Consider the following 25935-nt stretch of genomic DNA (forward strand, 5'->3'; position numbering starts at 1 on the left):
GAAAAATTTACGCAAAGATACTTTTTTAGTGCATTTGTTTCTTGGTTTATCACACAATTAGTTGCAAAGTTTTCAGTATTTTTGGATGCTAAAACAAAAGTCTCATGAATAAATTCTTAAAAATAATTATTGCGGTGGTAGCCTGTCTTGCCATTGGATATACATCAGGAATGGTTACCCGCTCCGCCATTACAACTTGGTACCCTACCTTGATAAAACCTAGTTTTAATCCACCCAATTGGATTTTCGCACCTGTTTGGAGCAGCTTGTATGCTATGATGGGTGTAGCAGCAGGATTGGTTTGGAACGAAATTAAAAGCAATGAAGTGGTCGTTAAAAAAGCTTTAGTTTTCTTTTTGATACAACTGGGACTAAATGCGTTGTGGTCGTACTTGTTTTTTGGTTTGCATAACCCAATGCTCGCAGGATTAGAAATAATTGTGCTGTGGTTGATGATTTATGAAACTTATGTTCAGTTTGCAAAAATTAATAAAACCGCTGGGTATTTGTTTATTCCTTATGTGGCATGGGTGAGTTTTGCTGCGGTTTTGAACGGAAGTATTTGGTGGTTGAATAGATAATTAACAGTTTTCAGTCTCAGTTAGCAGTCTGTTTAATAACTAAAAGTTTATTTTTTGAAGTGCAATATTTTGCTACTTAGGAACTCCTGTAGCGAAAGTACATTTTGTTGCGCAGCAATTATTTTTGATTTGGGGTCTTTGTTGCAAAAGTCTAGAAAGGCGGCAATTTCTTCTTGACGAAGTTGCAAAGTATCAGTATAAAATTCAGTTTCGATTTGTGTTTTTGCTGCCTCTGTAAACGGTAATATTGGACTTTTTTGATGATTGTTGTTGTCCTTCTTTTTGAATAAACCTCCTATCATTTTACGAATACGAATAAAATCCATGCCGTTTTCAATGGTACCAGTGTAAACGGCGGGGTTTTTCAGTGATGATGCATTTTTTTCGAGAGCGTATTTATCTAGTTTAGCTTGTTCCCATTTTGCATCTTTACTTAATTTTATGGATGTCATATTTTGAACTATTACTTCTTTAAGTTCTTCGACTTTTGGGGATAATGAGATTTTAATATCACCTTGGTTTAATACGGCTATTGAAATTTTCATTTCTTTTATTTCATGATTTTTAGCAACAAAAACCAATTGGTCGTTTAAATTAATACCAATGGTAAACTTTCCCTCAGTATCGGTCAAACTAACGGTTTTTGCGGTTGCATTGATAACTTCTACCTTGGTTGCTAAGGTTTTATCAAAAACTACTTGCCCTTGAAGGCGTTCTGAAACTTGTGAAAAACCACTTTGACAGAGCACAAAAAGAAGTATAGCGAGTAATTTTGATTTCATAGGGATCTGATAATAGGAGCGTAAAGTTATCAGAATCGTCTTAAATAAAACTTAGTGAAGTTTTAAACTCTTGTTAATTAAAATTAAATGGAGTTCGCCACAATAAACCCACTTGTCCACGCATTTTGAAAATTGAAACCTCCAGTGATGGCATCGATATTCACAATTTCTCCCGCAAAATAGAGATTTTGATGCAATTTGCTTTCCATCGTTTTGAAGTTGATTTCTTTTAAATCAATTCCGCCAGCTGTTACAAATTCTTCCTTAAACGTACTTTTTCCGTTAACTTGAAATATTCCTTTTGTCAATTGATTCGCTAGATTTTGTAATTGCGTTTTCGACAAATCGGCCCATTTTGTTTCAGTTTCAATTCCGGAGGCAAGTACCAAACTTTCCCATAATCTGTTGGTTAGTTCGAAAGGTGATTTTTTGGAAACTGATTTTTTAGCGTGTTCTTGTTTTAAGTCTTTTAGCTTTTTCTCAACATCGGCTGTTTCTTCATCATTCAACCAATTTACGAAAATGGTAAATTGATAATTTTTGTCATGCAAAATGCGTGCTCCCCAAGCGGAGAGTTTCAAAATTGCTGGGCCGCTCATGCCCCAATGCGTAATTAATAAAGGTCCAGTTGATTTGAGTTTGGTGTCTTTTACGGTTACGGTTACATTTGCGGCAACGCCAGGTAATTCTTTTATTCTGGAATCTTTAATGTTGAAAGTGAATAGAGAAGGAACTGGGCTGACAACGGCGTGACCAAAATTTTGTAGCATTTCCCAAACTTTCGGATTACTTCCTGTGGCTAAAATTAGCTTTTCAGAAAGATAATTCTCGGTTTGTGTTTCGATCTTCCAAACGTTTTCTCCCGAAACTTCGGGATTGAAAATAGATTGTACACTTTGTCCTGTAAGTACTGCGATTCCGAGTTTTTGTGTGGCTTTCAAAAAACAATCAATAATGGTTTGTGAGGAATTCGAAACGGGGAACATACGTCCGTCTGCTTCAATTTTAAGTTCTACGCCATGTTTTTCGAACCATTCAATCGTATCGCCTGAACAAAACTGATGAAAAGGACCACGCAATTCTTTTTCGCCACGAGGGTAAAATTTTACCAATTCATTTGGTTCAAAGCAAGCGTGCGTTACATTGCAACGTCCACCACCGGAAATTCGAACTTTTTGCAACACTTCTGCACCGCGTTCTAAAATTGCGACTTTAAGTTTTGGATTTTTCTCTACGATATTAATCGCTGTAAAAAAACCTGCTGCGCCTCCGCCTACTATTATTATATCGAAATTTTGATTCATTTTTAACTATTTCTGGAATTGAGAAGATTAGTTTTTTTGCAAAGATAAATTCTTTGAACCATTAAGAGAGTTAAGTTTATTAAGTTTTATCAGATGCTAATTTCTTAATAGCATTAATTTTCTTCATTGTTGGAGTACTATTTTTTTTAAACCATTAAGAGAGTTAAGTTAATTGAGTTGAGCTTTTATGAAAATAGCTTAATGGCCTTAATTTTCTTCATTGTTGGAGCACTTTTTTTTTAAACCATTAAGAGAGTTAAGTTAATTGAGTTGAGCTTTTATGAAAATAGTTTAATGGCCTTAATTTTCTTCATTGTTGGAGCACTTTTTTTTTCTAACCATTAAGAGAATTAAGTTCATTAAGTTTTGTGCTTATGAAAATTCCTTAATGCCCTTAATTTTCTTAATTGTTTAAATCTGTTTTTTTTAAACCATTAAGAGAGTTAAGTTAATTGAGTTGAGCTTTTATGAAAATAGCTTAATGGCCTTAATTTTCTTCATTGTTGGAGCACTTTTTTTTTCTAACCATTAAGAGAATTAAGTTCATTAAGTTTTGTGCTTATGAAAATTCCTTAATGCCCTTAATTTTCTTAATTGTTTAAATCTGTTTTTTTTAAACCATTAAGAGAGTTAAGTTAATTGAGTTGAGCTTTTATGAAAATAGCTTAATGGCCTTAATTTTCTTCATTGTTGGAGCACTTTTTTTTTCTAACCATTAAGAGAATTAAGTTCATTAAGTTTTGTGCTTATGAAAATTCCTTAATGCCCTTAATTTTCTTAATTGTTTAAATCTGTTTTTTTTAACCATTAAGAGAGTTAAGTTAATTGCGCTGAGCTTTTATGAAAATAGCTTAATGGCCTTAATTTTCTTCATTGTTGGAGCACTTTTTTTTTCTAACCATTAAGAGAGTTAAGTTAATTGCCTTGAGCTTTTATGAAAATAGCTTAATGGCCTTAATTTTCTTAATTGTTGGAGCGTTATTTTTTTAACCATTAAGAGATTAAGTTCATTAAGTTTTGTGCTTATGAAAATTCCTTAATGCCCTTAATTTTCTTAATTGTTTAAATCTGTTTTTTTAAACCATTAAGAGAGTTAAGTTAATTGCGTTGAGCTTTTATGAAAATAGCTTAATGGCCTTAATTTTCTTAATTGTTGGAGCGTTATTTTTTTAACCATTAAGAGATTAAGTTCATTAAGTTTTGTGCTTATGAAAATTCCTTAATGCCCTTAATTTTCTTAATTGTTTAAATCTGTTTTTTTAAACCATTAAGAGAGTTAAGTTAATTGCGTTGAGCTTTTATGAAAATAGCTTAATGGCCTTAATTTTCTTAATTGTTGGAGCGTTATTTTTTTAACCATTAAGAGATTAAGTTCATTAAGTTTTGTGCTTATGAAAATTCCTTAATGCCCTTAATTTTCTTAATTGTTTAAATCTGTTTTTTTTAAACCATTAAGAGAGTTAATTTAATTGAGTTGAGCTTTTATGAAAATAGCTTAATGGCCTTAATTTTCTTCATTGTTGGAGCACTTTTTTTTTTAACCATTAAGAGATTAAGCTCATTAAGTTTTGTGCTTATGAAAATTCCTTAATGCCCTTAATTTTCTTAATTGTTTAAATCTGTTTTTTTTGAACGATTAAGAGATTTAAGATGATTAAGCCGTGCGTAAATTCCTTAATAAACTTCATTTTTTTATTTTTTGAATCAGCTTTATTATCTTTTAGTTATTCATCTGGTAGCCTTAAAAAATATTCATTAATCAAAGGTTTACACGATTTAGAAATATTAATTGTATTGAAATTTATCAGTAATCCCTGTGGCATGCCTAATAATTTCATGTAGGTTAATAGTTTTGCTTCGTCAATTGGGTGGAATTTTTCAACGGTTTTTAACTCAACAACAATAGCATCATTTACTAGTAAATCCAATCGTAGTGGATGCGCGAGTTCTAAATCATAGTAATCTATTTCAATATTTAATTGTTGTTTTACATTATACCCGTTTTTTTCTAGCTCATATTTCAAGCATTCTTCATAAATTTTTTCTAATAGTCCTGGTCCTAGTTTTTTGTGAACTTTTATGGCATAGCCAATAATTTCATAGGATAATTGCGTTATCTCTTTTTTTGTCATAAACAGAATTATTTACCTCGTTGCTTAATTCACTTAACTCTCTTAACGGTTTAAAAATAAAATCTTATTTAGAATATCGCTAATAATAACATCGAAATTTTGATTCATATTCTATCGGGGAAATCGGTTATGATTCCGTTTACGTTGTATGTTTTTATTTTTTGAATGTCTTTTACTTCATTTATGGTCCAAGGGAAAACCTGAAAACCTCGTACCTGAATTAGTGCTGTACTTTCTTTTGTCAATAAATGAAAATACGGATGAATGGATTTTGCTTGTATCGTTTCGGCGAAAGCCAAAGGCAAGTCTAAATCAGTTTCTGTTAAAACCCCGATGCCAATTTTGCTATTTAGTAAAGCTACTCGTTGCAACGCGTTCCAATCAAAACTAGAAACTAAAAAATGGTCGTAAGTCCAGCCCTTTTTAGTAACATACTTTTCAATTAGCGCCACCACTTTATCAGTTGTATCATGACTTTTGAGTTCGATATTGATGAAACACTTTTGGTTCACCAAATCAAAAACTTCCTCGAGCGTGGGGATTTCGTGTTTTCCTTCTATTAAAAAAGCCTTTAATTCCGGCAAAGATAATACGTTTACAAAACCTTTTCCATCTGTTGTTCGGTCAATTGTTTCGTCGTGAATTACGATTATTTCACCATCAGCACTCAAATGCACATCGAGTTCAATGGCGTTTACTTGCAGGTCCAATGCTTTTTGAAACGAAACCAAAGTATTTTCGGGTTCGAATCCTTTTGCGCCGCGATGTCCAATTTTGAGCATTGTCTTTTAATTTTGGTAAAGGTAAACATAAAAAAAACGCCTTCATTTCTAAAGGCGTTCTGGTGTTATTATTTTTAGACTTATTTTTTTAATTCTAATAAAATGATGTCAAATTCAGTATCGAATGTAACTTTTCCATTTGCAACTACCGATTCTTTCTCAGAATACGCATCTTTCACTTTGGTTCCGTCAGCGAAAATAGTTCCAACTGAAAGTTCTTTAGTGCCAATCGTTAAATCCAATGCAACAACCACTTTATCTGTATAATCTTCCTTTGAGAAAGTTCTTGAAAAAGTATAGGGTTGAGCCGAAATTTGTTTGTGAATTCCTGCTCCAACTGAAGGATGGTTTTTTCGGAATTGACCTAATTTTTGCCAATGCAGCAGTGTTTTTTGAGTTTCAGGATTCGATTTAATAGCGTCCCAATTCATAAAAGATCGTAAGGTTGCATCGCCTTGTGTTCCTTCAATTACCAACGAACGAGCGCTTTCGTCACCATAATACACTTGCGATATACCCGGCGAAAGCAATAATTTGGTTCCCGTTTCCTTATTTTTAGTGCGTTTTGCATCAAACGGTGCACCATCGTCGTGCGATGACATATAGTTCAAGACACTAAAGCCTTTTAAGTCATTATTCAGTTTATTTGAATATTTAGAGAAAATAAATTCATAGTCTTTTTGTGCATCCCATTTGAATTCGAAATTGATCATGTTGTTGAAACCATTCTTAAAGTAGTTTACTTTTTTATCGCCAAAATCAAAATCTTGACCGCCACTGATGCCATAATTGTAAACTTCGGCTATGGTGTAAAAGGAATTGTTATCCAATACTTTTGTTGGATTGTTTTTTTTCCAAGTTTCAAAAGTGTAATCACATTGGGTCTTGAAATCGGCCCAAACCGTTTCATCGGTATGTTTTACAGTGTCTCCCCGGTATCCGTCAATTCCGTAATCCGAAATATAATCTGTTAACCATTTGATGATGTAATATTTTGGCGCTTTTGGATAACCTGTGCGTGCAAAAAAAGCATCGAGTTCTTTCATTTCTTGTTCGTAACGTCCTTCTTTTTTCCATTTTTCGATTAAAAAAGGAGGTAAAGCCACAGCTTGATTGCTTTCTGTTTTTATATCCGGAAGATTGGATACCAGGGTACAAGCGGTTGTGTTTTCAAATGATTTGTAATCGCAAGTTGGTCCTGTTCGTACCCAATCTTGCGGCCAAACTGTATCTTCAGCAGTAACCGGTCCAGTGTGATTGATTACGCCGTCAAGAATAATTCGGATTCCGTGTGAGTGTGCTTTTTGAACTAATGCTGCTAAATCTTCTTTCGTTCCAAAGTTTGGGTCTAAAGCCGTCCAATCTTTGGCCCAGTAGCCGTGAAAGCCATAACTCAAACCAGTGCCTTCGTCAACGCCGTCGTGAATTTGTTCCACCACTGGCGTAAACCAAATGGCATTAATGCCGAGTTTGTCAAAATAGCCTTCGTCAATCTTTTGAGAAATCCCTTTGATGTCGCCACCTTCAAATCCGCGTAGTTTTCCTGTGGTTTTATTTCTGTTAAAGTTTAAGTCGTTGGATTTGTCGCCATTATTAAAACGATCCGTCATCAAAAAGTACACATTCGCTCCTTCCCAAACGAAAGGAGTTTTGTTACTTTCAACAACTGTTTGTGCATTGGAGCAACTGTTTAAAGTTATCATTGTCAATAGTAAAAGAGAGTATTTTTTCATTTTTTTAGTAGTAAATAATTTGATTTTGAAACATATAAGTCATATTAGTTATTTTCAAATTTCTTAAATGACTTTTATGGTTTATACTATTTCAACTCTAAAATCAAAACCGATTTAGCTTCGATTTTAATTTCATTGGTAACGTCAAAAGTAAGTTCAGAAATAACGTCTTTTCCTGATTGAAAGTTTTTAATGTTCTCTTTAAAACGATCGGTTTTTATCGTTTTGGTTTCGTTACTGTTGTTCATCACAACCATTACCGTTTCATCATTGTTGTATCTAAAATATACATACACATTGTTTTCTGGAATGTAATGTGTCATTTTTCCGGTGTGAATGGCTGTTTTTAATTTCCTCCAATTGAATAATTTAGCCGTAAAATCAAAGTATTCGTTTTGGGCTACAGATCGTCCTTCTTTAGTAAAAGCATTGTTTGCATCGCCATTCCAACCTCCTGGAAAATCTTGACGAATATCAGCATCACCTTTGTTTTTATCACCGTCCATTCCTATTTCGCTACCGTAATACAATTGAGGAATTCCGCGAACAGTTGCAAGAATCGTCATGGCCATTTTGTATTTCCTAATGTCTTTTCCATAAGTTTCATTGATTCGATTCGTGTCATGATTCTCCGCAAAAATTAAAATATTGTTTGGGTTTGGATATAAAAAATCATTCGAGAAATTGTCGTAAAATCGCATCACGCCTTTGTCCCATCCTGCATCGTCTTCGTTGAATGCTTTGGTTGTAGCTTCGTAAAGTGTGAAATCCATCACACTTGGTAAGTTTGAGTTGTAGTTTTGGATTGCTGAAATTTTACTGTCTTTTTGCCAATAGGCCATTTGAGCTTGACTCTGCATCCAAACTTCGCCAACAATATTAAAATTTGGGTATTCGTTGGTAATGGCTTTTGTCCAAGTTGCAATTCCTGCGGGATCGGAATAGTTGTAAGTGTCTACTCGAAATCCATCCAAATCAGCTGATTCAATCCACCAAATGACGTTTTGAATCAAGTATTTTAGAGTCAAAGGATTTTTCAAATTCAAATCGGGCATCGATGGTACGAACCAGCCGTCAATAGCTACTTTTTTATCGATTTCAGCTGCGTTGATATCATGAATAACAGTTCGTTTGTGATTGGTTTGAGTGTATTTTTCAAATTGGTTAATCCAATCTTTGGTGGGTAAATCTTTGATCATCCAGTGTTCAATTCCCCAATGGTTGGTGACATAATCCATCACTAGTTTCATGTCTCTTTTATGCATTTCAGAGGCCAATCTAGCATAATCAGCATTAGTTCCATAACGTGGATCAATTTTATACACATCAGATTGTCCGTAGGTGTGATACGAAAATTTAGCATCGTTGTCTTCGCAAAGCGGCGTGCTCCAAATGGTTGTTGCGCCTAAGGACGAAATGTAATCTAGGTTTTTAATAATTCCTTCAATATCGCCACCGTGTCTTCCGCCTGGTAAATCTCTATTAAATTTTTCTTGGGTCGAATTTTCACTGTCGTTATTTGCGTTCCCATTCGCAAAGCGGTCTGGCATTAATAAATACATCATATCAGAAGAATCAAAGCTTTTGCGGTGCGCAGAATTTTCTCTTCTTTGCTTCAAAGAATATTTTTGTGTAAACCTTTCGTTGTTTTTACTTTTGAAAGTAAATAGGAGATCAGAGGCGGGTACTTTTTTGGTGTCTATTGTGACAAAAAGATAGTTTTGATTTTCTGTCTTTTGAACGGAACTTATTTTTATTCCATTAGAAACGGTGACGTGGTTTTCAGAAATGTCCTTGCCATAAAACAGAATTTGCAACTCAGTGTTTTTCATTCCTGCGTACCAAAATGGAGGTTCCATTTTGTCAATTTGAGCGTGTAACGTTACAGACATAAAAACAAGGAATAAAGTTAATTTTTTTATCAAACTTTTATTTTGAAACTGTGCTGAGAAAATAGAATTCATTTAAAAACTTTTAAATAGTGTAAGCATTGCTGTTCTTTCGATGGCTACTTTTGAAACTTTTTTAAGTAAACAATCCCAACGTGAATTGGAATTGTTGTTTTGCTGGTTAAGGCGTGTTAAATGATAGATTGTACTACAAGTTCTAACATTTTCTTATACAGCAATGGCGTTTTCTGGAGAGACCATAACCTGCTCTCCGTTTACGACTATTGCTAACTCTTTATCTCCAATAATAGAAAAAGTAGTCTCATTGTGATTAATGTTTACTTTCAATATTTGGTTTCTGAAATTGATTTTAAACGAATATGCCGTCCATTCTTTTGGAATTTTTGGCGAAAAATGAAGTATGTTATCTTTTACTCTCATTCCTCCAAAACCTTCTACGATACTCATCCAAGTTCCTGCCATAGAGGTTATATGACAACCTTCTTCTACTTCCTTATTATAATCATCAAGATCCAGGCGTGATGTTCTCAAATAAAACGTGTAAGCCATATCCATCTTGTCCAATAAAGCGGCTTGAATGGAGTGTACGCAAGGCGAAAGTGAACTTTCATGAACGGTAAACGACTCGTAAAATTCGAAATTATTTTGAAGTTGCTCGCTTGTAAAATGATCTTCAAAGAAATAGAAGCACTGTAAAACGTCAGCTTGTTTGATGTAAGGCGAACGTAAAATGCGATCCCAAGACCATTTTTGATTGATTGGTCTTTGGCTTTTGTCTAGATCAGCTACGCGAACCAATTCTTTATCTAAGAAACCGTCTTGTTGTAAAAAAACATTATGCTCTTCCGAAAACGGAAAGTACATATTGTCCGAAACTTTTTTCCAAGATTGTAATTCTGCGTCTGTGATGTTTACCTTTTCCGTAATTCTTTTGTGATCTGCTGGATATTCAAGAGATACTTTTTGAATTTGTTCGTAGGTATATTCTAGACACCATTTTGCAATATAATTAGTATAGAAATTATTGTTTACGTTGTTCTCATATTCATTTGGACCCGTAACACCCAGAATTACATATTGGTTCAAATTAGTCGAAAAGTTGGCTCTTTGATGCCAGAAACGAGCAATTCCGATAAGGACTTCAAGACCTTTTTCAGGAATGTAGCTGTAATCACCAGTATATCTGTAAAAGTTGTAAATAGCAAATGTTATGGCTCCATTTCTATGAATTTCTTCAAACGTTATTTCCCATTCGTTATGGCATTCTTCACCGTTCATGGTCACCATTGGATACAAAGCAGCGCCATTAGTAAAGCCTAATTTAGTTGCGTTTTCAATAGCTTTATCCAATTGATTGTAACGGTAGGTTAATAAATTACGTGCTACCTCTTGGTCTTTGGTTGCCATGTAAAACGGAATACAGTATGCTTCGGTATCCCAATAGGTAGAACCACCATATTTTTCGCCAGTGAAACCTTTTGGTCCAATATTCAAACGAGAATCTTTACCAAGATAGGTTTGGTTCAATTGAAAAATATTGAAACGAATTCCTTGTTGCGCTTTGACATCGCCGTCAATAGTAATATCTGACATTTCCCAAATTTTTGCCCAAGCAGTAATTTGATCTTGTAACAGCTGCTCGTAGCCCAATGCTAAGGCAGCTTGAATAGCTTTTTCAGCAGCAGTAATAGTGTTTTCATGGTTTAAAGAAACCGTGTAACCACCAATTTTTTGAATAGATGATTTTTGGCCTTGAGCCACAATTACATCGTAGCTAAATTGGATTTTATCTGTAGTGGCATCAATATTTGATGGGGAAATTCCTGTTTTTTCACCATTAGTTAAAATGCTGTTGTGCATGAATGTGGTTGCCTTGAAATGGGTTTTGAAGGTTTGAGCCGTTACAAAAGCTTCATTTCCTGATTTTTTCACATCAAGGGGTTCCCAGAATTTCTCTTCCCAGTTGGCATCTTCATTAGTTACACCGGCATCAATATAAGGTTTGAATACAATTTTAGAATCTTTGTTCAAAGGTGTGATTTCATAATTGATAAGCCCAACTTCATCCAAGACGATAGAAAGAAAACGCTTGATGCTAACTGAAATTTCTGTTCCATTTTTTAAGGTAGCTTCAAAAGAACGGTGGTACCAACCTTCTTTCATATTCAATTCACGACGAAAGTTTTTGATATCGGTACAGGTATTCAAATCGAATTTTTCACCGTTGATTTCAATGTCAATCCCAATCCAGTTTGGTGCATTTAAAACCTTTGCAAAATATTCTGGATATCCGTTTTTCCACCAGCCTACTTTTGTTTTATCTGGATAATAAATTCCAGCAATATAGCTGCCTTGAAAGGTTTCGCCGCTATAATTTTCTTCAAAATTAGCGCGTTGTCCCATAGCTCCGTTGCCAATACTAAACAAACTTTCGGATGATTTTACACGTTCGGCATCAAAACCTTCTTCTATGATGGACCAATTGTCTGGTTTTATATAATCTTGATTCATTCTTTTATTATTTAAAAATTCAAAAATTTAAAGATTGTTTTTAGCTTGGTACAATCAGATTTTTTTGTTTTTGAATCTTGTTTTTATTTTCTAAGTAAAACTTCTATAAATTGGGTATCGATAGCTGTAAAATCATTAAAGATGTATTTAGCTTCCTGCAAAGTAGTTGCATCTCCAATTCCTACACTAATCATATTTGCGATATTTGCTGCTTGAACTCCCGCCACTGAATCCTCAAAAACGATTGAATCTTCTGGTTTTATGTTCAATAATTTTGCAGCCATCAAGAAAACTTCTGGATCAGGTTTGGCATTGGTCACATCATTTCCATCAACTACAGCATCAAAATAGGGTAGCAGTCCTGTTTTTTCTAAAATAGGTCTCGCATTTTTACTGGCTGAACCTAATGCTATGGGTTGATTGTTTTCTTTTAGAAATTGTAAAATTCTAAAAACTCCCGGTAGAATTTCGCTTTCATTCATGTCTACTAAATACGTCAAGTAGTCTTCATTTTTTTGAAAAAGCCATTGGTCTTTTTGTTCTTGCGAAGCATCTACTTTTCCTAAATCTAAAATAATATCCAAAGAGCGCACGCGGCTTACTCCTTTTAATAATTCATTGTGCTCGTGTGTAAAATCGATGTCAAGTGAATTAGCAATTTTTTTCCAAGCCAAATAATGGTATTTAGCGGTATCTACAATTACGCCGTCAAGGTCGAATATAAATGCTTTAATGTTATTCATTTAAATTAATTTTCGATTTGTCATTAATGGTTAAAGCTATTAGGCCGGCAAGAATCATAGATGCTCCACCAATTAGTAAAGCATAAATAGGTTCACTGTTAAAATATTGAGAAACTAAAAACCCTAAAATAGAAGCTGCTACTAACTGAGGAATTACAATAAAAAAGTTAAAAACTCCCATGTAATATCCCATTTTGCTTGATGGTAATGAACCTGAAAGCATTGCATACGGGATTGATAAAATACTTGCCCATGCAATTCCAACTCCAATCATCGGAAGCCATTCCATTGTGAAAACCGTTGGTTCAGAAATAAAATAAACAGAAATTAAACCTAATCCTCCACAAACTAACGCTACGAAATGAGTAAATTTTCTGCTAGTATATTTTGCCAATACGGGCAAAAGAAATGCAGCTATCGCTGCAATTAAATTGTAGTTGGCAAACATTTCACCCACTTGATTTGCGCCAATATTGTAGGCTTCAGAAGTTGTGTCTGTTGTTCTGTAAATGTGTTGTGTAACTGCAAGTGTAGTGTAAATCCACATTGAAAAAAGTGCAAACCAAGAAAAGAATTGTACCCACGCCAATTGTTTCATTATTTTGGGCATGAACTGAAAATCATTCATTATTGTTACAAAACCATTTTCTGTATTATTTGCTTTTTGCAGTAAACCAGAAATCAGCATTGCTATTCCACCAAGACCAATTAGTCCGATGGATAGAACGTATAAATCTTTTTTCAGGTCATAATTATAAATTGTAAATGATAATACAGCACTTACAACTAAAAATAATAATCCTTTACTTAAATGAGATTTACCGTTTGCTAAAAACCATTCTTTCGAATGTGTTTCTTTTTGATAAGTTTCTTTGTTGTGGTTTTCAAAAGCTTCTAATTCTGCTGGCGAATATTCTTTAGAAGTTAAAACTGTCCATAAAACGGTTAGCAGGAAAGCTATTCCGCCAAAATAAAATGAATATTTAACAGAATCGGGAATAACTCCTAGTGGAGCGGTATTGCTTACTCCAAAATGCGTAAAAATTAACGGAAGTTTAGAGGCAAAGTAAGCTCCAATTCCAATAAAAAAGCTTTGCATGGCAAAACCTGTAGTTCTTTGTGAATCTGGTAGATTGTCACCTACAAATGCACGAAAAGGTTCCATTGAAACATTTATGGAAGCATCCATAATCCATAGCATACCTGCAGCAAACCACAACATAGGAGAATTTGGCATTATGAATAAAGCGGCCGAGGCTAAAATGGCACCAGCAAGAAAATAAGGTTTTCTTCTTCCCAATTTAGTCCAAGTTTTATCAGAAAAATATCCGATAATTGGCTGAATTATTAATCCAGTCATTGGAGCGGCAACCCATAAAATAGGAATGTCATCAATGTTAGCGCCGAGGGTTTGAAATATCCTGCTAACATTTGAATTTTGCAAAGCAAAACCCATTTGAATTCCCAGAAATCCGAAACTCATGTTCCAAATTTGCCAGAAATTTAATCTACGCTTTTCCATTATCGTAATTTAAAAATTAATACGATAAGCGCTATGCTTATCAAAACTTATCTTTATTTTCGAAGTAAAAGTTAAAGCTTTGAGGGGTAAATATAAAAAGATATTTGGAACAATTGTTTTGCAAATAAAAATATCAGCAATCTTTTTTAACTACAAGGTTGTAGTAATGAATATAATACAAAAATTTTTAAAAAATCAATTCAGTTTTCAGCTTCAGTTTACAAAAAGTGACTAGAAACTGCAGCTGAAAACTGCGATTTAAAACGGATAACTACTAATTTGTAGATTCTCTTTCAATCAAGTGGGTTTCTATAATTTCGGTTTTGTAGTTTTCATCTTCCTCATCTTCGGCTTCAAGTCGGTCAATTAGCATTTTTGCCGCTTTATTTCCCATTTTTATACCACTTTGACTGACAGTGGTTATAGTAGGAGTAGAATATTTAGAAATGATACCATCTGTAAAAGCAATTACCGCTAGATCTTTAGGGACATTCAAACCCATTTTATTGGCAGTTTTGATTATTGTTACGGCAAACAGTTCGTTTACAGCAAAAACGGCATCAATAGCCTTGTCCTCTAAGAGTTCACTTATGGTGATTTCGCAGGTGTTAACGTCTTCTATTTTAATGATAAGATCTTCATTAAATGGAATTCCGTTATCCAGTAGTGCTTTTGTGTAACCTTCTGTTCTTAATTTGCCAACACTAACGTAGTCTACAGTAGTTACTAGGGCTATTTTTTTCCGGCCTTTATCAATTAAGCTTTGAACTGCTTCATAGGCTGCAGCTTGATCATCAATAATTACTTTATCACACAAGATGTCATTTGTAACACGATCAAACATGACAACAGGCATTCCTTGATTGATGACCTCAGTAATGTGATGGAAATCTGCTTTAAATTGGGTTTCTTTAGATAAAGATATGATAAAGCCATCAATACTGCCGTTTGCTAGCATTTCCATGTTTAATACTTCTTTGTCAAAAGAATCATTAGAAAGGCAAATTATAACGCTGTAGCCGTGCTCATTAGCAACTTGTTCAACTCCATTGATTACTGTAGAGAAAAAATGATGTACAATTTCAGGGATTATGATGCCGATAGCTTTAGTTTTTCGGTTTTTTAAACTTAGCGCTATATTGTTAGGCTTATAATTGTAAAATTTGGCGAAAGCCTGAACTTTGAGTCTTGTCTCTTCGCCTATTTCAAGACTGTTTCTTAAGGATTTGGAAACGGTGGAAATGGAAACGTCTAATTCTTTTGCAATTTGTTTAAGCGTTATTTTCCTTTTCATATTAGTATTTAGTAAAAATTTATTTCTCAATAAAGGTAAAATTAAATTTTTAATATGGTAATTATACTCGTAAAAATTTCAATAAAACAGAAAGTTTTCAACACTATTACGTTTTCGTAACCTAATTTTTTTATGGGGTAGTTGTGTGTATTGAAATTTACATAAATTTAACATTCGAAGTAATTGTTAAAACTATAATTAGACCAAAAAAAGTTAAATTAAATTAAACAAAATGTATGAAAACAATTTATAAAAAGTTGTTGGTTTTAGTACTGCTACTTCCATTTAGTATTCTGGCGCAGAATACAGTAAGTGGAACAGTTGTTGACAAGACCACTGGTCAACCTATTCCAGGAGTAAACGTCAATGTTAAAGGTGTTAAAAATGGAGTAGCTTCGGATTACGAGGGTAAATACCAAGTAAACAATGTAAAATCGGGCGATAAGATTGTTTATTCTTTTATAGGATATACTAGTGCTGTTGTGGAATACCTAAGCCAAAAAACAATTAATGTGAGTTTGCAAGAAGATGCAAACCAATTGAAAGAAGTTTTAGTTCAAGTAGGTTATGGTTCTGTTAAGAAAAAAGATGCTACCGGAGCTGTAACAGTTTTAGGTACAAAAGATTTTAATAAAGGTGCAAACGTTACTGCTGAGAATTTATTAAACGGTAGAGTAGCAGGGGTTACAGTGAATACTAGTGGTGCGCCGGGTTCTGGTTCTCAAATTAGAATTCGTGGTGGATCATCCTTATTTGCAAGTAATGATCCTTTAATTGTTATTGATGGATTACCTATTGAGAATAACTCAGATAAAAACTTTGGTTCAACTTCTATTTTAGCATCAATCAATCCGAGTACTATAGAGTCTATGACTGTTTTAAAAGATGCTTCGGCAACTGCTATTTACGGATCAAGAGCTTCTAATGGTGTGATTATTATTACTACCAAAAAAGGAAGTAAAAACCTAGCCGTTGATTATAACTTTCAATATGGTAGCGGATCACTTGATAAAACGATTCCAGTATTTAATGCTGATCAATTTAGAGCATTAATTGCAGAAAAGCGTCCGAGTGATGTATCTAAATTAGGTACGGCAAACACAGACTGGCAAAAAGCAATTTATAGAAAAACGGATTATGTTGATAATAACGTTTCTGTAAGAGGAAATTTATTTAATGCAATACCTACTCGTTTAACTCTTGGTAATACGTACCAAGAAGGATTACGTTTAACGAACGCGTTCAATAGAAACACAGTGGGCTTAGCCTTAAATCCTTCTTTCTTGAAAGATCATTTAAAAATAAAATTGAATGCAAATTACTCTAACGAGAAAAATAGATTTGCAGAAAATGTAGAAGGTTCAGCAATACGATTTGATCCTACACAACCTATTTACAGCGCAGGATCTATTTATGGTGGTTTCTTTGAGTATTACAACCGAAGTGATAGTAAATTATTTCCTCAAACCCCTAGAAACCCAGTTGCTCAATTGTTACAAACATTTGATAAAGGAATTAATAATAGAGTTTTTGGTAACTTTGAGGTAGATTATAAATTTCATTTCATGCCAGCTTTACGAGCTGTAGTAAATGCAGGTTACGATCAAGCTGACGGTGAGAGATCAAAAGTTGCATCTCAATTTGCTGCAAGTAGTGGCTCTAATGATAATATTCCTTTTGGGACAAATGAGTTTTCAAGAAGTGAAAGAAAAAACAAGCTTCTTAACACTTATTTAGTGTATAACAAAATATTTGATAAACTTGTTTTTGATGCTACAGCAGGATACGAATACCAAAAATGGGATTCTTTTAATTATGTAACAGGAAATACAAATGATCCAAATTTACCTAAAGGACCTACTGGTTTTCCACAAATGACCATTGATTTTGATAGAGTAAATATTGGTTTCTTTGGAAGATCATACTTAAATTTCAAAGATAAGTATATGTTGACTTTGTCTTACAGAAGAGATGGATCTTCACGTTTTGACAAGAACAATAAATGGGGTAATTTCCCAGCTGCTGCATTTGCTTGGAAAATTAAAGAAGATTTATTATCAAATAACACAACAGTATCTGACTTGAAACTGAGAGTAGGGTACGGTATTACGGGACAACAAGAAGTTGGTAATAACAATGACTATTTGCAACAATACAACCTAGGAAGCGGAAGTTCTCTATACTCGTTTGGAAATGGAGCATTACCAATTGCGGTTTCAGCTAGACAAAGTTTTAATTTGAAATGGGAAGAAACTATTACTTACAATGCTGGGTTAGATTTTGGTCTGTATGATAATAGAATTACAGGTAGTTTGGAGGTTTTTTACAAAGACTCTAAAGATTTACTAGCGGATGTTGCTACTGCTGACGGAAGTAACTTTTCTAATAACTCTTGGCAAAACATAGGAAGCTTAGCTATTAAAGGAGTTGAATTATCATTAAATGCTGATGTAATTAGAACTGATGCTGTAAACTGGAATTTAAACTTTAACGCGACTACTTTTCAAAGAGAAATAACAAAGCTAAACTCCACGATTATTAGATCAGGAGAAAATATTGCAGGAACAGGAACACAAGGGCAAGTATTTAAAGTAGGTTATGCACCACACTCTTTCATGTTGTACAAACAATTATTTGACACAGCAGGGAAGCCTATTGAAAACGGATACGCTGACATCAACAATGATGGGGTAATCAATTCAAATGACAAATATGTTTATAGAAATCCAGATCCAAAAGCAGTATTTGGTTTTGCATCAACTTTAAATTACAAAAACCTTGATTTCTCTTTCAACTTAAGAGCGAGTGTAGGGAATAGAGTTTTTAACGCTGTAAATGCAGGTAGAGCTCAATATGATCAATTAGTAAGTGGTGCAACAGTAGGTAACATACCTACATCAGTTTTAGATACTGATTTTAAAACAACATCAAATGTTGTTTTGTCTGATTTGTTTGTAGAAAACGCATCATTTTTAAGAATGGATAACATCACATTAGGGTACACTTTCCCAAAATGGTTAGAAGGGAAAGCATCATTACGTTTGTTTGCTGGAATGCAAAATGTTTTTGTAATTTCTGATTATTCAGGATTGGACCCAGAGGTTGCTAATAATGGTGTTGATAATACAATTTACCCTAGACAGCGTTCAATTTTGGGTGGGGTTAATGTTAAATTTTAATAATTAAATCATGAAAAAAATAAATTTTATTTACGTGCTATTCGCTTTCGCGACCTTACAATCGTGTACCAGTGATTTAGATGTAGTAGCCGAGGATCCTCGTATACTTACACCTGGGCAGTTGTTTGCTACGCCTACAGGATACAAGCAAGCCCTAGCTGGCGTGTATGGAAATCTTAGCCTAACAGGTACTGGTGATGCAGGTTCTTCTTTCTTAAAAGGTATAGATGCAGGTACTAGCCAGTTTGGTCGTTGTATGTGGTATTTACAAAATTTAACTACTGATGAGGTAGTGTGGACTTATGAAAATGACGAAGGAACTGCCGAGCTTCAGCGTAATACTTGGACTTCTGCTAATCCTATTTTGTTGGGAATGTTTAGTAGAACCATGGCTGAGGTTGCTCTTGCGAATGATTTCTTGAGACAATCTACTCCAGCTCTGCTTAGTTCAAGAGGAATTACAAATCCAGCCGATGTTGCTGAGATTAATGTGTATAGAAATGAAGTACGTGTATTAAGAGCATTTGCTTACTACAACATGATGGACTTGTTTGGTAAAGCGCCGTTTGTTACTGAAAATGATCCTTTAGATTTTAAAGGACCACAGTATAGTAGATCACAGCTTTTTACTTTTATTGAGAAAGAATTAAATGAGGTTATTCCTAATTTGAAAGCGGCTAAAACAAATGAGTACGGAAGATTAGACAAAGCGATGGCTCAAATGATTTTGGCTAAGATGTATTTGAATGCTCAGGTTTACATAGGTACTCCAAAGTATGCTGAATGCATGGCAAAATGTCAAGAGGTAATCGCTGGTGGGTATACCTTAACCACAAAATACCTAGACAACTTTAAGGCAAATAACCACACTTCATCTGAAATGATTTTTACATTACAATCAGACGGGGTAAAAACTCAAAATTATGGCGCAACAACGGTTATGATTAACGGACAAGTTGGTTCGGTTGAGTCTAATGGTGCTGAGTTTGCTGTAGGTGGTTGGGGTGGTGCCCTTAGACTTAGAAAACAATTTGTTGAAAAGTTTGATGGTTCTCAATTTAATAATGATGAGAGAAAAACGTATTCTGCAGGATCTAGACCTATTGATATTGCTGATTTGACTAATGCGGGACAAGGTTACATTTTACGCAAATATTCTAATAAAACAACTACAGGCGTTTCTGGTTCAAACACAACTTTTGTGGATACTGATTTTCCACTTTTTAGATTAGCAGATGCCTATTTGATGTATGCTGAAGCTCAAATGAGAAAAGATGGTGCTACAAACACTAATAATGCTACAACTGCAACTGCTCAGTCATTAACTTATATTAATGCTTTAAGACAACGCGCAAATGGTGGAGCAACAATTGGAAATGTTACGGAATCACAAGTGAATCTTGACTTTATTATTGATGAAAGATCACGTGAATTGCATTGGGAAGGTCACAGACGTCAAGATTTAATTCGTTTTAACAAATATGGCGGTGGTTCATACAATTGGGCTTGGAAAGGTAATATTGCAAATGGAACTTCTATTGCTTCTGAGTTGAATGTATTTCCACTTCCTAGCGCTTCCATTACTGCAAATCCAAACCTAACTCAAAACACGGGTTACTAAATAAAATTTAATTAAAAAAACAGAAAAAATGAAAAATTTTAATAAAATAGTATTGGCTATGTTAAGTATAGTAGCCATTTCATGTACCGATGACATTCAAAATACGGATAGAGAGCCGGTAGCAGCAACTAATGCACCTGTTTTGTTAACTCCAAAAGGAGATTTTAATATTGTGCTTACAAAGGCTACTGAAAAGGATATAGCTACTACGATGGTATGGGATGATGCCGCCTATGTTGGAACTTCAACCGTTGTAAATTACAGTATTGAAATTGCAAAAGCAGGTACTAAATTTGCTAACCCAACGGTTGTTACTACAACTACTAGTCGTTTCAAAAGTATTACCGTTGCGGAATTAAACGCAGCGTTAAATAACGGAGGTTTTATTAACAAGCAAGAAAATTTAGTTGACATTCGTATCAAATCATCAGTTGGTGCAGCAGCAGCAGCTGCTCAGTTTTCTAATTCGTTTACAATCAAAGCTACTCCTTACCGTGTACCACTAGCATCATCACACTGGTTAGTAGGTGCTGCCACTCCTGGTGGATGGACATGGGATAACGATGCCGAAACTGAGTTTCCACTTGTTCCTGGACAAACTAATGTTTTCCAAGTATCAGTAGTATTAAAAAATGGTGAAGCATTTCGTATCTTTTTAGGAAACAACTTTACCAGCAACGGAAATTGGGATTCAAGTAGAAATTACCCGTTTTATGCTAATGCAAGTTATACCATTACACCAGAGTTAGTTAATGCAAACGATGGGGATAGTAACTTCAAATATGTAGGAGTTACAGGTTTAAGAGTACTGAAAGTAGATGGAGTTGCTAAGACGATCACTTTAAATTAATTTTTTTTTTGATAAAAAAGGGCTGTCAAATACCGATAGCCCTTTTTTTATTTCACTACATCTAACTCATTTAAACCATGAAAAAAATACTACTTTTTGTATTGTTTTGTGTATCGCTATCGGTTTTTGGGCAACAACAAAACATTACGTATACCATTACTCCTGCTACTTTTGAAGAAGGAACTACTGTAACTTTAACCGTGAGTGGTGCTTCTATTAATGAGTCTGCTTGGGGAGTAACGGGCAATGCTTTATATATTTGGGCATGGTCTTTTGACATCAATGATGCAAATATTGTTGATTGTCCTACTAACGGTGCATGGACAGCTTCTAATGAAGCGAACCGATTTACGTATGATTCGGGCTCAGATACCTACACAAAAACATTTACACCAAACACTTTTTATAACAGAAACGGAATAGGTAGAATCGGTTTTTTAGTGAAAGCTAAAGACGGAAGTGGTGATAAAAAATCGCAAGATATAATCAATGAAGTAGGTTCATTTCAAGTAACATTGACTGCTCCTTCAGAAAATAGCGCAACTATCATTTCTAGTAGCGGAAGTTTGAATATTTCAGCTTCAAATACGGGTGGAAATGCGAGTTACGTTTTAAAAGCAAACGGAGTAACAGTAAACACAAACTCTTTTACTGCTAACTACAATTTTAATCAAACAGGAATTACTAGCAATCAAAATTACGAACTTCAAGTAACTCAAGGTGCCACAACAATTAGTAAAAAATTTAGCGCTATTGTAAACCCAAATGCTGCTAGCCAAGCCATACCAATGGGGTTGTTAGATGGTATAAATTATAATACTGCGGATGCCTCAAAAGCAACACTTGTACTTGATGCGCCATTTAAAGACTTTGTTTACGTTGCAGGAAGTTTTAATAATTGGCAACCTACAGACGTTTATGCTATGAAAAAGGACCCGATCTCTGGGAAGTTTTGGTTAGAATTAACAGGCTTAACATCTGGAGTAAATTACACCTATCAATACTGGGTTGTTGATGCTACTCCAAGTGCTGGATCAGCATCACTTGTAAAAACAGCCGATCCTTATTCTACTTTAGTTTTGTCTCCTTTTGACGATGGGGGCATTCCTGCTTCAAAATATCCAAACATGCCTGTGTATCCTGCTGGTCAGGAACGTGAGGTAACTGTTTTACAAACGGGTAAAACGCCTTTTGCATGGAGTGCTGCTACTACTAATTTTGTCAAACCAGCCAAAGAAAAACTAGTTGTTTACGAATTATTAGTACGTGATTTTGATGCTAATAGAAGTTATCAGGACTTAATTAATAAGATTGATTATTTCAAAAATTTGAAAATAAATGCGATTGAATTAATGCCTGTTATGGAGTATGAAGGCAACGAAAGCTGGGGGTATAACACCTCATTTCATTTGGCTTTGGATAAATTCTACGGAACTTCTGACAAGTTAAAAGAATTTATTGATTTGTGCCATCAAAACGGGATAGCCGTAATTCTTGATGTGGCGTTAAATCATGCTTTTGGTCGTAATCCTATGGTTCGTATGTGGATGAACGATCCTGACGGTGATGGCTGGGGTTCTCCTTCTACTGAGAATCCTTATTTTAATACAACTGCCATGCACAGTTACAGTGTGGGTGAAGATTTTAACCATCAGCAACCTAGAACACAAAATTATGTGCAAAGGGTCATTAAACAATGGGTTGAAGAATATAAAATTGATGGATTTAGATGGGATTTAACCAAAGGGTTTACCCAAAATTGCCCAGCTAATGTAGCTGGAGGTCAGGAAAATTGTACTGGAAATAGACAGCAAGATAGAGTAGAGGTATTGCAAAAATATGCCGATTATTCTTGGAATTTAGATCCAAATCACTATGTTATTTTTGAACATTTAGGCGGAAATGACGAAGAACAGCAATGGGCCAATTACAGATTGAATGAAACTCCAAGCAAGGGAGTAATGATGTGGGGAATATTGACAAGTCAATACAACAATCTTACAAAAGGATTTTCTGGCAACATATCAGGAATGAACGCTTCTAGTAGAGGGTTTACAGCGCATAGATTAATGGGTTATGCTGAAAGTCATGATGAAGAACGTTTGATGTATAATAACATACAGTCTGGAAATAACAGCAGTACTGCACATGATGTCAAAAACTTAAATGTGGCTCTGTCTAGAATGTCTGCTTTGGGAGCCGTTTCATTATTGGTTCCTGGACCAAAAATGATTTGGCAATTTGGGGAGCTAGGTTGGGAAAAGTCTATCTTTTCTTGTAACAATGGCGTTGTAAACACACCTTCTGATGGTACTTCTGGCGATTGTAAGCTAGATACAAAACCACAACCGCAATGGACTGGTAACTGGCTTGGGGATACTAATAGAAGTAAAATTTACGATGATTGGGCCAAAATGATTACCATGAAAACAATGGAACCGGTTTTTTCTGGTACCGCAAGTATTGCAAACACGAGTTCGTTATACCCTAATATTAAAATTACCAACAGCGCTTTGGCTTCAAGCCAATTAAAAGATGTTTTGATTCTTGCTAATTTTAATGTAACCGCTCAAACAGTTCCATCTGGTTTTGCTTACACAGGTACGTGGTATAATTTGATGGACAATAGTGAAATTGTAATTTCAAGTACATCACAACCAATATCTTTACAGCCAGGTGAGTTTAAAATATACGGGAATAAAACAGCTTCTTTGGCAATTGCCGATTATGAAAAATCACCAACTATTGTGTTGTATCCAAACCCAGTATCTGATTATTTTATATTGAATGAAACTATTTCTAAAGTTCAAATTTTTTCTATCACGGGACAATTGGTTAAAAGTTTTGATGCTACTAAAACAGCAGGATCTCCATTTTTAGTTAGTGATTTGAATCAAGGACTTTACATTGTAAAAACATTTGATGAGAATAATGTCATGAAGGTCTTGAAACTATTGAAAAATTAATAAGACGTTGAATTAGTGAAAAACGGCTGTCCTTAAAAGATAGCCGTTTTTGTATAAAAAAACTGCTCCAGAAGTGAAGCAGTTTTTCAACAACAAATAAAAACTAAAAATTAAATTTTACCATTTTTGATTTCGTCCACTATTTCAGGATTCAACAAGGTTGAAGTATCTCCAAAATTAGAGTAATCCCCTTCGGCTATTTTACGTAGAATTCTACGCATGATTTTGCCAGATCTGGTTTTGGGTAGACCAGAGACAAACTGAATTTTATCCAACTTTGCAATAGGTCCAATGTGATCAGATATGTGTTGATTAATTTCTTTACTCAGATTTTCTCTATCGCGATATTCTCCAGTTTCTTTTAGAATTACAAAGCCATACAAAGCATTTCCTTTGATATCATGGGGGAAACCTACAATAGCACTTTCAGCAACCGCTGGATGTTCGTTGATAGCATCTTCAATAGGGGCTGTTCCAAGGTTATGACCAGAAACAATTACAACATCGTCTACGCGGCCCGTGATTCTGTAATACCCAACTTCGTCACGCAAAGCGCCATCGCCAGTGAAATATTTACCTGGAAAGGTAGAGAAATAAGTGTCTTTATATCGTTGATGATCACCCCAAATAGTTCTAGCAATTCCTGGCCAAGGGAATTTAATACACAAACTTCCCGTTACTTGATTGCCCTCAATTTCGTTGCGTTTTTCATCCATCAAAACAGGTTGGATTCCCGGTAATGGTAACGATGCATAGGTAGGTTTTGTTGGTGTTACAAAAGCAATTGGTGATATCATGATTCCTCCGGTTTCGGTTTGCCACCAAGTGTCCACTACAGGACATTTTTTATCGCCTACATGGTTGTTGTACCAGTGCCAAGCTTCCTCATTGATAGGTTCTCCCACGGATCCAATGACTTTCAAAGAGGTCAATTGGTATCGTTGTACAAATTCGATACTTTCTTTCGCTAAAGCTCTAATGGCTGTAGGGGCAGTATAGAATTGAGTGACTTTATGTTTCTCAATAGTTTGCCAAAACCTACTGAAATCAGGATAGGAGGGAACGCCTTCGAAAATTACTGTCGTAGCTCCATTCAATAAAGGGCCATACAAAATATAGGAGTGTCCAGTGATCCAACCAATATCAGCAGTGCACCAAAAAATGTCGTTGTCCTCGTAATTAAAAACATTCTTAAACGTATAGGCGGTATACACCATATAGCCTGCAGTAGTATGAACCATACCTTTTGGTTTTCCTGTAGAGCCAGAAGTGTACAAAATAAACAACGGATCTTCGGCATCCATAATTTCGGCCACGTTATTGTCTGATGCAGCATCTAGAAGTGGCTGTAACCATTGGTCACGACCTTCTTTCATATTGATAGTTGAGTTGATTCTTTTAGCAACCAATACTTTTTCAACGCAATCGCAACTCAATAAGGCTTCGTCAACGATACTTTTTAAATCAATTGTTTTATTGCCGCGATAGCCACCATCTGAAGTTACGACCATTTTACAAGTGCTGTCATTTATACGAGCTGCCACCGCCGATGCCGAGAATCCTGCAAAAACAACGGAGTGAATAGCACCTATTCTTGCACAAGCTAGCGTAGTAACAGCTAGTTCTGGAATCATAGGCAAATAAATGCATACGCGATCTCCTTTTTGTATGCCTTGCTCTTGTAAAACATTTGCCATTTTGCACACACGCTCATGTAGTTCGTTATAGGAAATGTGTAAAGCGGTTTCTGTTGGATCATTGGGTTCAAAAATGATGGCAGTTTTTGTTCCGTTTTTTGCTAAATGTCTGTCAATACAATTTTTGGTGATATTTACTTTGGCTTCGGTAAACCATTTTATCTCGGCTTCGGCCATATTAAAATCAACCACTTTATCCCATTCTTGGTACCAAGTAAAGTTTTCAGAGGCTACTTTGTCCCAGAATTTTTTTGGTTCACGAACTGATTTTTTGTAATGTTTAAAATATTCTTCTAAATTATTAATCTTATAGTAACTCATGATGTTT

General features: G+C 34.8%; 16 protein-coding genes. 5 read left to right on the top strand and 11 right to left on the bottom strand.

The genetic code is table 11. The features are described from left to right. Nucleotides 1–104 precede the first annotated feature (104 nt). A complete protein-coding gene (locus FJV36_RS14700; RefSeq protein WP_158728442.1) occupies nucleotides 105–581 on the top strand; it encodes a TspO/MBR family protein in 477 nt (158 codons plus the stop codon). Between the two features lie 47 nt (nucleotides 582–628). On the opposite strand, the gene FJV36_RS14705 is transcribed toward FJV36_RS14700, so the two are convergent. The 10 genes from FJV36_RS14705 to FJV36_RS14750 all read right to left on the bottom strand — a co-directional run bounded on the left by FJV36_RS14705 (nucleotide 629) and on the right by FJV36_RS14750 (nucleotide 15294). Then, nucleotides 629–1363: a hypothetical protein gene (locus tag FJV36_RS14705; protein WP_158728443.1), complete on the bottom strand. Its 735-nt coding sequence runs from the start codon at nucleotides 1361–1363 to the stop codon at nucleotides 629–631. An 83-nt stretch (nucleotides 1364–1446) separates the two neighbouring features. Further along, a complete protein-coding gene (locus FJV36_RS14710; RefSeq protein ID WP_158728444.1) occupies nucleotides 1447–2667 on the bottom strand; it encodes an NAD(P)/FAD-dependent oxidoreductase in 1221 nt (406 codons plus the stop codon). Nucleotides 2668–4391: 1724 nt separating this feature from the next. Continuing rightward, entirely contained in the window at nucleotides 4392–4799 is a 408-nt protein-coding gene (locus tag FJV36_RS14715; RefSeq protein WP_158728445.1) for a GxxExxY protein, read from the bottom strand. Between the two features lie 104 nt (nucleotides 4800–4903). Beyond that, nucleotides 4904–5581, bottom strand: a complete 678-nt coding sequence (locus FJV36_RS14720; RefSeq protein ID WP_158728446.1) for a glycerophosphodiester phosphodiesterase family protein — start codon at nucleotides 5579–5581, stop codon at nucleotides 4904–4906. A gap of 80 nt (nucleotides 5582–5661) precedes the next feature. After that, nucleotides 5662–7314, bottom strand: a complete 1653-nt coding sequence (locus FJV36_RS14725) for an alpha-amylase family glycosyl hydrolase (protein WP_158728447.1) — start codon at nucleotides 7312–7314, stop codon at nucleotides 5662–5664. Nucleotides 7315–7400: 86 nt separating this feature from the next. Next, nucleotides 7401–9278 (bottom strand): glycoside hydrolase family 13 protein, encoded by a 1878-nt coding sequence (locus FJV36_RS14730; protein ID WP_158728448.1) that lies wholly within the window; start codon nucleotides 9276–9278, stop codon nucleotides 7401–7403. Between the two features lie 153 nt (nucleotides 9279–9431). After that, nucleotides 9432–11735 (bottom strand): glycoside hydrolase family 65 protein, encoded by a 2304-nt coding sequence (locus tag FJV36_RS14735; protein ID WP_158728449.1) that lies wholly within the window; start codon nucleotides 11733–11735, stop codon nucleotides 9432–9434. Nucleotides 11736–11818: 83 nt separating this feature from the next. Continuing rightward, the gene (gene pgmB, locus FJV36_RS14740) at nucleotides 11819–12478 is read right to left on the bottom strand and encodes a beta-phosphoglucomutase (protein WP_158728450.1); all 660 of its coding nucleotides are present in this window, start codon (nucleotides 12476–12478) and stop codon (nucleotides 11819–11821) included. Further along, entirely contained in the window at nucleotides 12471–14000 is a 1530-nt protein-coding gene (locus FJV36_RS14745) for an MFS transporter (RefSeq protein WP_158728451.1), read from the bottom strand. The genes pgmB and FJV36_RS14745 overlap by 8 nt, the downstream gene beginning before the upstream one ends. Nucleotides 14001–14274: 274 nt before the next feature. Beyond that, entirely contained in the window at nucleotides 14275–15294 is a 1020-nt protein-coding gene (locus FJV36_RS14750) for a LacI family DNA-binding transcriptional regulator (RefSeq protein ID WP_158728452.1), read from the bottom strand. Between the two features lie 236 nt (nucleotides 15295–15530). On the opposite strand from FJV36_RS14750, the gene FJV36_RS14755 reads away from it, so the two are divergent. From FJV36_RS14755 to FJV36_RS14770, 4 genes are all read left to right on the top strand, one after another. Beyond that, nucleotides 15531–18473 carry a SusC/RagA family TonB-linked outer membrane protein gene (locus FJV36_RS14755; protein WP_158728453.1) on the top strand — a complete coding sequence of 981 codons (2943 nt, stop codon included), beginning with the start codon at nucleotides 15531–15533 and terminating at the stop codon, nucleotides 18471–18473. Between the two features lie 10 nt (nucleotides 18474–18483). After that, nucleotides 18484–20094, top strand: coding sequence for a RagB/SusD family nutrient uptake outer membrane protein (locus FJV36_RS14760; RefSeq protein ID WP_158728454.1), 1611 nt, complete (start codon nucleotides 18484–18486; stop codon nucleotides 20092–20094). A gap of 28 nt (nucleotides 20095–20122) precedes the next feature. Next, nucleotides 20123–20944, top strand: coding sequence for a SusE domain-containing protein (locus FJV36_RS14765; RefSeq protein ID WP_158728455.1), 822 nt, complete (start codon nucleotides 20123–20125; stop codon nucleotides 20942–20944). Nucleotides 20945–21021: 77 nt separating this feature from the next. Then, on the top strand, nucleotides 21022–23910 hold the full coding sequence (locus tag FJV36_RS14770; protein WP_158728456.1) for an alpha-amylase family glycosyl hydrolase: 2889 nt from the start codon (nucleotides 21022–21024) through the stop codon (nucleotides 23908–23910). 110 nt (nucleotides 23911–24020) lie between these two features. On the opposite strand, the gene acs is transcribed toward FJV36_RS14770, so the two are convergent. Next, entirely contained in the window at nucleotides 24021–25928 is a 1908-nt protein-coding gene (acs, locus tag FJV36_RS14775; protein ID WP_158728457.1) for an acetate--CoA ligase, read from the bottom strand. Nucleotides 25929–25935: the final 7 nt, after the last annotated feature.

Source organism: Flavobacterium sp. I-STPP5a, assembly GCF_009764685.1.
GTDB lineage: Bacteria > Bacteroidota > Bacteroidia > Flavobacteriales > Flavobacteriaceae > Flavobacterium.

Excerpts from the sequence above, each read along its gene's own strand:
- FJV36_RS14765 (WP_158728455.1), top strand. The coding sequence starts at position 20,123 with ATGAAAAATTTTAATAAAATAGTATTGGCTATGTTAAGTATAGTAGCC.
- FJV36_RS14730 (WP_158728448.1), bottom strand. The coding sequence starts at position 9,278 with ATGAATTCTATTTTCTCAGCACAGTTTCAAAATAAAAGTTTGATAAAA.
- FJV36_RS14750 (WP_158728452.1), bottom strand. The coding sequence starts at position 15,294 with ATGAAAAGGAAAATAACGCTTAAACAAATTGCAAAAGAATTAGACGTT.
- FJV36_RS14755 (WP_158728453.1), top strand. The coding sequence starts at position 15,531 with ATGAAAACAATTTATAAAAAGTTGTTGGTTTTAGTACTGCTACTTCCA.
- pgmB (WP_158728450.1), bottom strand. The coding sequence starts at position 12,478 with ATGAATAACATTAAAGCATTTATATTCGACCTTGACGGCGTAATTGTA.
- acs (WP_158728457.1), bottom strand. The coding sequence starts at position 25,928 with ATGAGTTACTATAAGATTAATAATTTAGAAGAATATTTTAAACATTAC.
- FJV36_RS14735 (WP_158728449.1), bottom strand. The coding sequence starts at position 11,735 with ATGAATCAAGATTATATAAAACCAGACAATTGGTCCATCATAGAAGAA.
- FJV36_RS14715 (WP_158728445.1), bottom strand. The coding sequence starts at position 4,799 with ATGACAAAAAAAGAGATAACGCAATTATCCTATGAAATTATTGGCTAT.
- FJV36_RS14705 (WP_158728443.1), bottom strand. The coding sequence starts at position 1,363 with ATGAAATCAAAATTACTCGCTATACTTCTTTTTGTGCTCTGTCAAAGT.
- FJV36_RS14700 (WP_158728442.1), top strand. The coding sequence starts at position 105 with ATGAATAAATTCTTAAAAATAATTATTGCGGTGGTAGCCTGTCTTGCC.
- FJV36_RS14760 (WP_158728454.1), top strand. The coding sequence starts at position 18,484 with ATGAAAAAAATAAATTTTATTTACGTGCTATTCGCTTTCGCGACCTTA.
- FJV36_RS14745 (WP_158728451.1), bottom strand. The coding sequence starts at position 14,000 with ATGGAAAAGCGTAGATTAAATTTCTGGCAAATTTGGAACATGAGTTTC.
- FJV36_RS14720 (WP_158728446.1), bottom strand. The coding sequence starts at position 5,581 with ATGCTCAAAATTGGACATCGCGGCGCAAAAGGATTCGAACCCGAAAAT.
- FJV36_RS14770 (WP_158728456.1), top strand. The coding sequence starts at position 21,022 with ATGAAAAAAATACTACTTTTTGTATTGTTTTGTGTATCGCTATCGGTT.
- FJV36_RS14710 (WP_158728444.1), bottom strand. The coding sequence starts at position 2,667 with ATGAATCAAAATTTCGATATAATAATAGTAGGCGGAGGCGCAGCAGGT.
- FJV36_RS14725 (WP_158728447.1), bottom strand. The coding sequence starts at position 7,314 with ATGAAAAAATACTCTCTTTTACTATTGACAATGATAACTTTAAACAGT.